The 11,635-nt window shown below is 68.5% G+C and carries 10 protein-coding genes; 9 read left to right on the top strand and 1 reads right to left on the bottom strand.

The genetic code is table 11. From position 1 onward, the window contains the following. Positions 1-91 precede the first annotated feature (91 nt). The 3 genes from C7C57_RS08135 to C7C57_RS08125 all read left to right on the top strand — a co-directional run bounded on the left by C7C57_RS08135 (position 92) and on the right by C7C57_RS08125 (position 2,269). The gene (locus C7C57_RS08135) at positions 92-1,015 is read left to right on the top strand and encodes a sulfurtransferase (RefSeq protein ID WP_030143563.1); all 924 of its coding nucleotides are present in this window, start codon (positions 92-94) and stop codon (positions 1,013-1,015) included. Between the two features lie 98 nt (positions 1,016-1,113). Beyond that, the gene (locus C7C57_RS08130) at positions 1,114-1,557 is read left to right on the top strand and encodes a SufE family protein (RefSeq protein WP_187976050.1); all 444 of its coding nucleotides are present in this window, start codon (positions 1,114-1,116) and stop codon (positions 1,555-1,557) included. Further along, entirely contained in the window at positions 1,550-2,269 is a 720-nt protein-coding gene (locus C7C57_RS08125) for a dihydrofolate reductase family protein (protein WP_051701877.1), read from the top strand. Before C7C57_RS08130 ends, C7C57_RS08125 begins: the two co-directional genes overlap by 8 nt. Before the next feature lie 122 nt (positions 2,270-2,391). Here the strand turns inward: C7C57_RS08125 and C7C57_RS08120 are convergent, their stop codons facing one another. After that, a complete protein-coding gene (locus tag C7C57_RS08120) occupies positions 2,392-3,582 on the bottom strand; it encodes a S9 family peptidase (RefSeq protein WP_187976049.1) in 1,191 nt (396 codons plus the stop codon). A 25-nt stretch (positions 3,583-3,607) separates the two neighbouring features. Between C7C57_RS08120 and C7C57_RS08115 the strand changes: the two genes are divergently transcribed. From C7C57_RS08115 to C7C57_RS08090, 6 genes are all read left to right on the top strand, one after another. Beyond that, positions 3,608-4,225, top strand: a complete 618-nt coding sequence (locus tag C7C57_RS08115) for a DUF3000 domain-containing protein (protein ID WP_030143567.1) — start codon at positions 3,608-3,610, stop codon at positions 4,223-4,225. 259 nt (positions 4,226-4,484) lie between these two features. Next, entirely contained in the window at positions 4,485-5,666 is a 1,182-nt protein-coding gene (locus C7C57_RS08110; RefSeq protein ID WP_255505830.1) for an HRDC domain-containing protein, read from the top strand. A gap of 74 nt (positions 5,667-5,740) precedes the next feature. Then, positions 5,741-6,937: a thiolase family protein gene (locus C7C57_RS08105; protein ID WP_187976048.1), complete on the top strand. Its 1,197-nt coding sequence runs from the start codon at positions 5,741-5,743 to the stop codon at positions 6,935-6,937. Between the two features lie 3 nt (positions 6,938-6,940). Then, positions 6,941-9,073, top strand: a complete 2,133-nt coding sequence (locus tag C7C57_RS08100) for a 3-hydroxyacyl-CoA dehydrogenase NAD-binding domain-containing protein (protein WP_187976047.1) — start codon at positions 6,941-6,943, stop codon at positions 9,071-9,073. A 165-nt stretch (positions 9,074-9,238) separates the two neighbouring features. Next, positions 9,239-10,294, top strand: a complete 1,056-nt coding sequence (locus tag C7C57_RS08095; protein ID WP_187976046.1) for an LLM class flavin-dependent oxidoreductase — start codon at positions 9,239-9,241, stop codon at positions 10,292-10,294. After that, positions 10,287-11,603 (top strand): LLM class flavin-dependent oxidoreductase, encoded by a 1,317-nt coding sequence (locus tag C7C57_RS08090; RefSeq protein ID WP_187976045.1) that lies wholly within the window; start codon positions 10,287-10,289, stop codon positions 11,601-11,603. The genes C7C57_RS08095 and C7C57_RS08090 overlap by 8 nt, the downstream gene beginning before the upstream one ends. Positions 11,604-11,635: the final 32 nt, after the last annotated feature.

Genomic DNA, 11,635 nt, shown 5'->3' with positions numbered 1-11,635 from the left:
GAGGCGCGTGCCCGTGGGGTGTCGGCTGTGAACCCGCCCCATCAGCCACCATCCGGACCGGCGATTGCCGGTGCAACCCGAGGGGAACCCCGTGACATTCGCCTTTGATACCTCCGACCCCAAGTTTGCCGACTACGCACACCCGGGCAAACTCGTCTCCACCTCCTGGCTGGCCGATCGCCTCGGCGAACCGGGACTCGTGGTGGTGGAATCCGATGAGGACGTGCTGCTCTATTCGGTGGGTCACATCCCCGGCGCGGTCAAGGTGGACTGGCACACCGAACTCAATGACCCGGTGGTGCGCGACTACGTCGACGGCGAGGGATTTGCCGAGCTGCTGTCGGCCAAGGGAATCTCGCGCGATGACACGGTGGTGATCTATGGCGATAAGAGTAACTGGTGGGCGGCCTACGCGCTGTGGGTCTTCACGCTGTTTGGGCACCCGGACGTGCGCCTGCTGGATGGCGGGCGGGATAAGTGGATCGCCGAGGGCCGAGACATCACCACCGATATTCCCGACCGGATCGCGACCCGCTACCCGGTGATCGAACGCGATGACCACACCGAGCGTGCCTTCCGCGACGACGTGATCGACCACCTGGGCAACCCGCTGATCGACATCCGCTCCCCGCAGGAGTACACCGGCGAACGCGTGACCCACCCGGACTACCCGGAGGAGGGTGTGCTGCGTGGCGGTCACATCCCCACCGCCCATAACGTCCCCTGGGCTCGGGCCGTGGCGGCCGACGGCGGCTACCTGACCCGCGAGGAGCTCGAGGCGATTTACCGCGGCGAACTCGGTCTGGCCCCCACCGAGTCGGTCATTACCTACTGCCGGATCGGGGAGCGCTCCAGCCACACCTGGTTCGCGCTGCGCTATCTGCTGGGATTCCAGGCGGTTCGCAACTACGACGGCTCCTGGACCGAGTGGGGCAACGCCGTGCGGGTGCCCATCGTCCAGGGTTCCGAACGCGGAACCCGACCGGCGCGCGGCGCCCGGGCGTCCGCTCACTAGGAACGGGGTGGACCAAGGGCCGCGGGGATTCCCCGCGGCCCTTCACTCTGGGCGAAATCCACGGCCCGTCGTGCCCGAGGCTGGCATAATGGTGTCCCATGACCGATAACGCGCTGCCCGCCGCGCTCGCCGAGATCAGCGAGGACTTCCTCGACCTCGACGAAAACTCGCGGCTTGAACTGCTACTCGACTTCTCCCGCGAACTTCCCGAGCTGCCCGCTCGCTATAGCGACCACCCCGAGGAGCTCGAGCGCGTGGCCGAGTGCCAGTCCCCCGTGTTCATCCGGGTGGAACTGGATGAGGCCGGACTCGTGCAGCTGTTTGCGACCGCGCCCCAGGAGGCCCCCACTACGCGCGGCTTTGCCAGCATTCTGGTTCAGGGGCTCTCGGGGCTGAGCATCGAGGAGGCGCTGGCCGTGCCCTCCGACTACTCGCAGCGACTGGGGCTGGCCCGCGCCGTGTCCCCGCTTCGTCTGGCCGGGATGACCGGGATGATCCGTCGTGCCCAGCGTCAGATTCGCCTGCTGGCCGGACATGAGTAGTCTGACCGAGCTCCTCCCCGCCAGCGGAGAGAGCATCGATCCCGCGCTGCCCGAGGCGCGCGAGTGGATCGCCGAACGCTACGCGCTCGCCGGAGAATCCTGGACCGCGGTGAACATGATCACCACGATGAACGGCTCCGCCGCCGGCGAGGACGGCACCAGCGACACCATCTCCAACCGGGTGGATCGCACCATCCTCAGCGTCATTCGCGACCAGGCGGACGCGGTACTGGTGGGCGCGCAGAGCCTGCGGGCCGAGGGATATACGATTCCGCGCCGGGCCGCCCTGGCCGTGCTGACCCGCAGCGGGGATCTGGGCGACGTGCCCGATAACGAGGGTGCCCGGGAACGTTTGATCGTGTTGTGCCCGCGCGCCTCGGTACCCAAGGTGACCGCCCGGATGGATGGCCGGGTCCGCGCGGTCATCGGCATCGAAGCCGCCGATCCGTCCCCCGCTCAGATCCTCGCGACCCTGGCCGAACACGGGCTCAATCGGGTGATCTGCGAGGGTGGCCCGACCGTGACCGGTAGCTTCCTGGCCGCCGGCGCGATCGATGAGATCTTCCTCACCGCGGCGCCCAGCGTGGTCCTGCCGCCGCAGCCGGTGTTTGGTCAGACCGAGCACCTGGTGACCCGCTACACCCTGCACGGCCTGATGCTGGACGATGAGGGCACGCTGTATCAGCGCTTCCGTCCGCGCACCGCGGAATAGCGCGGCCGCACAGGCGGTGGGCGGAGCGGCGGCTGCGGAGCAAACCCGGGCCGAGCGAGCCCAGGCCGAGCGCCCGGCCAAAGAAAACGACCCGGTGGGAGATCCCACCGGGTCGTTTCTGGTTAGTCCTGCGTGGACGGATCGCGCTGAGCGTCGAGCCACTCATGCACCAGGCGCTCCCAGCGTTCGCGGTCGAAGTTCCACAGCTTGGTGTGCCGGGCCACGCCGAACTCCTCAAGCGTGACGATGTCCGGCCGCTCGATCGCCAGCGCCTGCGAGGCCTCGACGGGGACCACATCGTCGTCCACGCTGTGCAGGATCAGGGTCGGGATGCGCAGCTCGTCGGCCCGGGCGACCAAATTCATCCGGTCAAGGCGGACAGGCTCGCCGAGTCCGGTGATCCCGGAGGCCCAGCCGGCGCCGAGCAGGTGGACGGCGATGTCGCGCACGGGGCGCGGCAGACGCCGTTCGCGGGCCTGGAATGCCAGGACCTCGGCCCAGTCGATCACCGGGGAATCCAGCAGCAGCGCGGAGACCTCCGAACCGTGCTCGCCATTCAGGACCGTCTGCAGGGAAATCGCGCCACCCATGGACCAGCCCATCAGCACGATGCGCGCCGCCGAGCGGGCCCGGACCCAGCCCAGGGCCGCGTCCACATCGTGCCATTCGGTCAGGCCCAGCCCATAGCGGCCATCGGCGCTGGCGGGTGCATCGCCGTCATTGCGGTAGGACAGCAGGAGCACGTTGTAACCGGCGGCCTGGGCGGAGGGAACCGCCCGCAGGCCCTCGCCCCGACGCGTACCGCGGCCGTGCACCACCACCAGCCAGGGTGCGTTCTCGTCCTCAACCGGGAACAGCCAGGCGGGTGCCACGCCGTTGTCTACCGGGATGTGGACGTTCTCCCAGTGCTCGGCCACGGTCGTGGGGTCGGCATCCACCCAGGCGGTGAAGCGTCCACCGCCGTGGCTCACCAGGCCGCGCAGATTCTGTGCGGGTAGCTCGCGGGTAACGGTGTGCTCCCCGACCGCCACAACCTCGCCGATGCGCACCAGGCGTTCGGGGCGTCCGTACCAGATGCCGTACTGTCCGGGCAGGACCGTGAAGTCGGTGCGCGAGAGCACGATGGTGCCCTCGATCTCGTTGATTCCCAGGACCTGGGTATCGGGCGCATCCGGACCCGGAGGCGTCACCACCTCGCGCGCCAGGATCGCCGAGACGGTCGCGATTCCGGCCGCAACAATGGCGGTGGTGGCGGCGACGGCCGCCGCGGGCAGGATTAACGCGCGAGCTCCGGCGCGGCGTGAAGAATTCATAGCCAACTAACTCTAGTCTGCAATCGTGACTGATTCGGTAACGGACGGACTCGCCCCGGCTGACTTTCTCCGGGCACGCGACGCCATCCGAAGTGTGATCCTACGCCCCGAACTGCGGGTCCATGAGATTACCGCGCCGGAGCGTCTTGCGCCGTACGCGCTGGCCCTGGCCGCCGATGTCATTCCGCCCGAGCGGGGGCGTCGAGATGCCCCGCATGCGGCGGACTCCGAGCACGGTGCCGGCCGCTTTGTCCTGCTCTATGACCCCGCGGCCCCCGAGGCCTGGGGCGGGGTCTTTCGGGTGATCTGTTTCGCCCAGGCCCCACTCGAACCCGAGCTCGGTGTGGACCCATTCATGGCCGGGGTTGCCTGGTCTTGGTTGATGGATGCCCTGGAGTCGCGCGATGCCCAATTTGGCGCGGCGAGTGGCACCGCCACTAAGGTAATATCAACGGGTTTTGGCGAGCTCGCCCGTGCCGGAGACGGCACACAGCTTGAGCTGCGCGCGTCCTGGTCGCCCAGTAATGCCGAAATCGGCGCCCATGTCGAAGGCTGGGGCGACCTGCTGTGTCTCCTCGCGGGCCTTCCCCCGACCGAAGAAGGAGTGACCATGATCGGTCGCCGCAGAGGCCCCCGTGCCTGAGCGCCGCAGACGAGCATCGGCTCCCGCAGGAAACACCGCACCGTCCGCCGCCGCATCGAATGAGCCCGTCTCCGCCGACACCGTCGAGGTTGAACAGGCCTCCTCCGGTTCGGCGTCGCGCACGCGTACCCGGTCCCGACGTGCGTCGGCCCCGGCCGGCGCTGCCGCGTCGGCACCGGTGGTCTCGGTGAGCGCCACCGCGGCGGCCGCCCAGGCGCTGGCCCAGAGCGAGGGTGCCCCCGCGGGTGCCACGCGAAAGGTGATCGACACCCCGCGCGCGTATGCCGCCTCCCTGGAACTCCTGGCGGCCGGTCACGGACCGGTGGCCGTGGATGCCGAGCGCGCCTCGGGCTACCGCTACTCGCAGCGGGCCTACCTGATCCAGGTCTTCCGCCGAGGCTCGGGCATGTTCCTCTACGACCCGATCGCGCTGGGATCGATGCACGAGCTTCAGGCCGTGATCGGCGACGCCGAGTGGGTGCTGCACGCCGCGAGCCAGGACCTTCCGTGCCTGCGCGAGGTGGGCCTGGATCCGCGCGAGATTTTTGACACCGAGCTGGCCGCCCGACTGCTGGGCATGCCGCGGGTGGGTCTGGGCGCCGTGGTGGAGTCCCTGCTGGGCATCCACCTGGCCAAGGAGCACTCGGCCGCCGACTGGTCCACCCGTCCGCTCCCCCAGTCCTGGCTGGAGTATGCGGCCCTGGACGTGGAGCTCCTGGTGGATCTGCGTGACGAGGTCGAGAAGCTGCTGATCGAGGCCGATAAGACCGAGATTGCTCGGCAGGAGTTTGACGCCGAACTGGCCAAGCCGGCCCCCGCGCCCAAGGTCGACCCGTGGCGCAAGCTCTCGGGTGCCCCGAGCGCGCGCAACCGGCAGATCCTGGCGGTGGCCCGCGAACTGTGGGTCGCCCGCGACACCCTGGCACGACGTCGGGACGTGGCCCCGGGACGCCTGGTCCCCGATGCCGCGTTGCAGGCCGCGGTCAAGGCCAATCCCAAGACCCGCGCCCAGCTCGCCGGCATGCGCGCCTTCACCGGCCGCGCCAGCCGGACCGAGCTGAATACGTGGTGGGAGGCGATCGAGCGCGGGCAGCACGAGACCGAGCTGCCGCCGCTGCGAATTCACACCGATACACTGCCGCCGATCCGTGCCTGGGCCGAAAAGAACCCCGAGGCGAACCACCGCCTGCGGGTTACCCGCCCGCGGGTGCAGGCCCATGCCGAAGAGATCCTGATGCCGGTGGAGAACCTACTGACCCCGGAGCTGCTGCGTCGGGTGGCCTGGCAGCCGCCGACCGAGCTGACCGCCGAGGCGGTCGGAGCGGCCCTCGCCGAGCTCGGGGCGCGCCCCTGGCAGGTTGAGGAAACCTCACAGCTAATCGCCGATGCGTTTGTAGAAGCCCCCCAAATTGTTTTGGATGACGACGGCGCGGTTTCGTAGGAAGCATCAAAGGGGTAGCTGAGCGCCCGCGGTCATCCCTAGGATCGAATCAATCGATTCCTCTAGGAGGCAGTGTGGCCAAGAAAAACGACGTCTATTTCGTCGATGGAACGCGAACCCCGTTCGGACGTGCCGGTGAAAAGGGCATGTACTGGAACACCCGCGCCGATGATCTCGTGGTGAAGGCCATGATCGGCCTACTTGAACGAAACCCCGGTGTTCCCGGGGAACGCATTGACGACGTCGCGATTGCCGCCACCACTCAGCAGGGCGACCAGGGCCTGACCCTCGGTCGTACCGCCGCGCTGTTGGCGGGCCTGCCCACCACGGTGCCCGGCTACGCGATTGACCGCATGTGTGCGGGGGCGATGACTGCGGTCACCGCCCTCGGGGCCGGGGTGGCCTTCGGAGCCTACGACCTGGCCATCGCCGGTGGTGTGGAGCACATGGGTCGGCACCCGATGGGCTTCAATGCCGACCCGAACCCGCGCTTTTTGGCGGAGAAGATCGTCAGCCCGGACGCCCTGAACATGGGCATTACCGCCGAGAACCTGCACGATCGCTTCCCGCAGCTGACCAAGGAGCGCGCCGACCACTTCGGCCTGCGCAGCCAGCAGAAGGTCGAGGCGGCGTACCGCAACGGCAAGATCCAGCCGGATCTGATCCCGATCGCGCTGCGCAGCGAGGCGGGCTGGGGCCTGGCCGACACCGACCAGGGCATGCGTCCGGAGACCACGATGGAGGGCCTGGCAACGCTGCGCACGCCCTTCCGTCCGCATGGCCGCGTCACCGCCGGTAACTCCTCGCCGCTGACCGACGGGGCCACGGTGAGCCTGCTCGCCGGAAGCCAGGCGGTCCACGACCTCAAGCTGACCCCGAAGATGCGGATGGTCTCCTTCGCCTATGCGGGCGTCGAGCCCGAGCTGATGGGCCTGGGCCCGATTCCCTCGACCGAGAAGGCGCTGGCCAAGGCCGGCCTGAAGATCGAGGACATCGGTCTGTTTGAGCTCAACGAGGCCTTCGCGGTGCAGGTGCTGAGCTTCCTGGACCACTACGGCATCGCCGATGACGATCCGCGGGTCAATGCCTGGGGCGGCGCCATCGCCCTCGGCCACCCGCTGGCGGCCTCGGGTGTGCGCCTGATGATCCAGCTCGCCGCGCAGTTCGCCGAGAACCCCGGCGTGCGTTACGGGCTCACCGCGATGTGTGTGGGACTCGGCCAGGGCGGCACCGTCATCTGGGAGAACCCGAACTGGAACGGAAAGAAGTAGATTATGACCGACTACTCCACCATCGACTTTTCCCCGCTCGTCGAGGCCTCGGCCGACGAGGTGGTCACCCACAGCTTTGTGCAGGATGTTCGACTGGCCTCGGGCAAGACCCTGGCGCTGATCACCCTGGACAACGGCCGGGACCACACTCGTCCCAACACGTTTGGTCCGGCGACGCTGATCGAACTCGGCGCGGTCCTGGACGCGCTGCGTCTGCGCGCCTCCGCCGGGGAGATTGCCGGTGTGGCCATCACCGGTAAGCCGTTCATCCTGGCCGCCGGTGCCGATCTCTCCAAGGTGGGAGATCTCGACAGCATCGAGGTCGCGCGCCTGCTCCCCCGCCTGGGCCACCACGTGTTTGGCAAGCTGCACACCCTCGGGGTACCCACCTTCACCTTCATCAACGGCCTCGCCCTGGGCGGTGGCCTGGAGATCGCCCTGAACAGTGACTACCGCACGGTGGATGCCTCGGCTGCCGGGATCGGACTGCCCGAGGTCTTCCTGGGCCTCATCCCCGGCTGGGGTGGGTCCTGGTTGCTGCCCAACCTGATCGGCATCGAAAACGCCCTCAAGGTCATCATCGAGAACCCGCTCAAGATGAACCGGATGCTGCGTCCGGCGCAGGTCCTGGAACTCGGGATCGCCGATGCGAGCTTCGGGTCGGCGACGTTCCTGGAATCCTCGCTCGCCTGGGCCTCCGGGGTCATCGAGGGCACCACCAGGGTGTCGCGTCCGAACGTGCCGGGCAAGCTCGAGCGCCTGGCCAAGTGGGACATCGCCCTCGGTATCGCACGCAAGACGCTGGAGTCGAAGATCGGCACCGAGCCGGTCGCCCCGTATCTGGCGCTGGATCTGATCAGGGCCGCCAAGTCCGTCTCGCGCGAGGAGGGCTTCGCGCTCGAGGACGAGGCACTCACCACGCTGATCGCCGGGGACCAGTTCCGCGCCTCGATCTACGCCTTCAACCTGGTGCAAAAGCGCGCCAAGCGACCCGCGGGGGCTCCCGATAAGGCCCTCGCCAAGAAGATCACCAAGGTGGGTGTGATCGGGGCAGGCCTGATGGCCAGCCAGTTCGCGCTGCTGTTTGTGCGTCGCCTGCAGGTGCCGGTGGTCATCACCGACCTCGACCAGGCGCGGGTAGACAAGGGTGTGTCCCATATCCGCGACGAGATCCGAGCCCTGGCCGAGAAGGGCCGCATCTCTAGCGACGAGGCCAACCGTCTTGCTGCGCTGATCCACGGGACCACCGATCGGGCCGAGTTTGCCGACTGCGACTGGGTCATCGAGGCGGTGTTCGAGGAGCTGGAGATCAAGCAGAACGTGTTTGCCGACTTCGAGAAGATTGTGCGCGAGGACACCATCCTGGCCACCAACACCTCCTCGCTCTCGGTCGAGAAGATCGGAGCCAAGCTCGCTCATCCCGAACGCCTGGTCGGCTTCCACTTCTTCAACCCGGTCGCGGTGATGCCGCTGATCGAGGTGGTCAAGGCACCCGCCACCAACGACGAGACCCTGTCCACCGCGATGGTGGTGGCCAAGAACCTGCGCAAGAACGCCGTGATCACCCGCGATACCCCGGGCTTCGTGGTCAACCGCGTGCTGGCGGTCCTGCTGGGCGAGGCCATGCGCGCGGTGGATGCCGGCACCGGTTTCGCTGCCGTGGACTCGGCCCTGGCACCGCTGGGCCTCCCGATGGCCCCCTCGGCGCTGCTCGACCTGGTGGGCCTCAAGGTGGGAGCACATGTGCTGGACACCCATCACAACGCGTTCCCCGAGCGCTTCTACCGCTCGGAGAACCTGCACAAGCTGGCCGACTACGGCACGCTGCTGGAGCGGGACGCCAAGGGCAAGGTCAAGGGATTCGATAAGGGCGCGCTGAAGCTCGTTTCGGGCGGAAAGAGTCCCGTGTCCGAGGCGGAGATCCTGCGCCGGGTGCAGGATGGCCTGGCCACCGAGATTCACCTGATGCTCGAGGACGACGTGGTACACGCCGCCGAAGACATCGACCTGTGCCTGATCCTGGGGGCCGGTTGGCCCTTCATCGATGGCGGGATCACCCCGTATCTGGACCGTGTCGGGGCGAGCGAGCGCGCCTTTGGAGCGAGCTTCCACGACCCGCAGATTCGCGGGCTGTAGCCGCCACCACTCACTCCGCCCCGGACCCCATGGTCCGGGGCGGTTGTGTTTTCCGAGTAGCCGGTTTTTTCCCCAGCGTCCAGGGAACCTCGTCATCTTAGGTTTTGTGCTGTCATCCGCGTTCACCCTGCGTTTTTGCGGCCGAATCGGGCCTAGCGTTACCCCATGACCGCACTCACCGATTCCCTGCCCGCCGCCCCGGCTCCGTTTACCGTGGGGCTCGTGCTTGATCCCGGCGGAGGCCTGCCCGCCGGCACGCCGCCCGCGCTGCGCTACGATCGCGCGTACTGGGAGGGGCTGGTGCACGCGGCCGAGGCGGGTGGCTTCGACCAGCTTGTTCTGGCCGGGCCCTCGGCGAGCATCGGGTCCGGACTGGATCCGGTACTGCTGGCCTCCGCGCTGGCTCCGGGGACCGGGCGGATCGCGCTGGTCCCCGAGATCGTGACCGGGGTGCTCGAACCGTTCCACCTGGCCGCGGCGGTGCAGACCCTCGACCACCTCTCGCGCGGCCGGGCGGGGTGGCTGGTTCGACCGGGACCCGCGGGTGTCGGCGGGGTCCTCGAAGACCTAGCCGATGCGGGCGAGACGATTGCGGCGGCCCGGCTCCTCTTTGAGAGCTGGGAGGAGGATGCCGAGATTCGAGACGTGGCCACCGGCCGCTTTATCGACCGAGACCGCGTCCACCCGATTCGCTATCGAGGTTCGCGCTTCTCGATCCACGGGCCCTCGTATGTCCCGCGATCTCCGCAGGGATCCCCACCCCTGCTGGTCCGGGTTCCCGTCCTGTCCGAGGCGGAGGCGGCGAGCCGCTCGGGGCGGGCCGAACGGGCCTTCGCCCTCGAGTATGCGGACACCATCATCCTGGACGCCACGACGGGCAAAAAACCGGACCAGACCCTCCGCGCGCTGCGCACGGCCGGTGCCGCACGCGTCCTGATCGAGGTTGCGCCACCTGCCGGAGCGGAGGCATTAGCCGCCTTCGCCGAGCGCGCGGTGGCGTGGCATCGGCTCGGGGTGGCGGGGGTCCTGCTGCGGTACGCCACGCTGCCCCGCGGACCCGAGGAGGTGGACACCCACCTCCCGACCGAGCTCTGGGCGCAGGGTCTTCCCGCCTCCGCCGGAGGTGTCGCGCCGAGTCTGCGCGCCCTCCTGGGGGTGGAGCCCGCCCGCAACCCGTTTTCCGAGGCTCGTCTGGCGAAGGTGGGTGGCCGCGATGAGTAACGCCCACACACCGCGTCAGGTACACCTGGTGGGATACTTCCCCGGCGTCAACCACTCAACCGTCTGGTCGGATCCGGCCTCGGGGAGCCAGATCGAGTTCGACTCGTTTGCCCACCTCGCCCGCACCGCCGAGCGTGGCCTCTTTGACTACGTGTTCCTGGCCGAGGGCCTGCGATTGCGCGAGCATAAGGGCGAGATTCACGACCTCGACGTGGTGGGCCGACCCGCCGCGCTGCCGCTGCTTGCCGCCCTGTCCACGGTGACCGAACGCATCGGGCTGGTCGCGACCGTCAACTCCACCTTCAATGACCCCGCCGATCTGGCCCGCCAGTTCGCCACGCTGGATCATCTGTCGGCGGGCCGGGCCGGGTGGAACGTGGTCACCAGCTCCGAGGAGTTCTTTGGGGCAAACTTCCGTCGTGGCGGCTATCTTGACCGCGACGACCGCTATGACCGCGCCTCCGAGGTGCTGCGCGCGGCCGCCGCGCTCTGGCGAGCCCGCCCGGGGGCCGAGTTCGGCTTCCGCGGGGCTCACGTGCGCCTGGATCGGGTGCCCGGTGTCGTGCCCGGCCCGCAGGGCGCGCCCGTTATCGTGCAGGCCGGTGATTCCCCGGATGGGCGAGAGTTCGCCGCCGAATACGCCGAGGTGGTCTTCTCTCCGCACTCCGAGCCTGGCTCGGCGGCGGCGCTAGCCACGGATCTGACGGCGCGGCTGGCGCGATTCGGCCGCGGTCGCGAGGATCTGCGCATCCTTCCCTCGGCAACGTTTGCGCTGGGAGACACTCAGGCCGAAGCGGAGCAAAATGCTCGGGAGATTGCCCATGCCCAGGTGAGCCCGCAAACGGCAATCGCGACCGCCGAACGCATCTGGGGCCTCGACCTAACCGGTGTTGATCCGGACGGCCCGCTCCCCACCGCCGAGCCCGCCGAAGATGAGCTTCGTCGAGGACAGGCACCGCATCTGGGCGAGCGGCGTAAGATCGCCGCGGCCTGGCGGGGACAGGCCGAAGCGGAGGGCCTCAGCCTGCGCGAGGTCATCACCCGGGCGATTAGCTCCTTCACCCTGGTGGGAACCCCGACGTCGGTGGCCGAGCGGATCGCCGCCGATGTGGCCTCGGGTCGCGTGGACGGCTATGTCCTTGTGCCGCACCTCCAGCCCCACGGACTCGACACGTTTGTGGACCGGGTGGTGCCCGAGCTGCAGGAACGCGGCGTGTACCGGACCGAGTATCCGGAGGGCCGCACCCTCCGCGATGTGCTGGACCTTCCCCGCCCGCCGCTGCTGACCCGGAACATCCAGGCGCGCTAGACGCCCGGCCGACCACCGAAAGCTACACCGTA

This window comes from Mycetocola sp. JXN-3, from assembly GCF_014522285.1.
In the GTDB taxonomy this organism is placed as follows: Bacteria; Actinomycetota; Actinomycetes; order Actinomycetales; family Microbacteriaceae; genus Mycetocola; species Mycetocola saprophilus.
This window is presented reverse-complemented; position numbering and strand designations above follow the sequence as displayed.

Bases quoted from the DNA above. Each gene is read 5' to 3' on its own strand.
- C7C57_RS08130 (WP_187976050.1), top strand. From the start codon at position 1,114: ATGACCGATAACGCGCTGCCCGCCGCGCTCGCCGAGATCAGCGAGGAC.
- C7C57_RS08125 (WP_051701877.1), top strand. From the start codon at position 1,550: ATGAGTAGTCTGACCGAGCTCCTCCCCGCCAGCGGAGAGAGCATCGAT.
- C7C57_RS08120 (WP_187976049.1), bottom strand. From the start codon at position 3,582: ATGAATTCTTCACGCCGCGCCGGAGCTCGCGCGTTAATCCTGCCCGCG.
- C7C57_RS08100 (WP_187976047.1), top strand. From the start codon at position 6,941: ATGACCGACTACTCCACCATCGACTTTTCCCCGCTCGTCGAGGCCTCG.
- C7C57_RS08095 (WP_187976046.1), top strand. From the start codon at position 9,239: ATGACCGCACTCACCGATTCCCTGCCCGCCGCCCCGGCTCCGTTTACC.
- C7C57_RS08090 (WP_187976045.1), top strand. From the start codon at position 10,287: ATGAGTAACGCCCACACACCGCGTCAGGTACACCTGGTGGGATACTTC.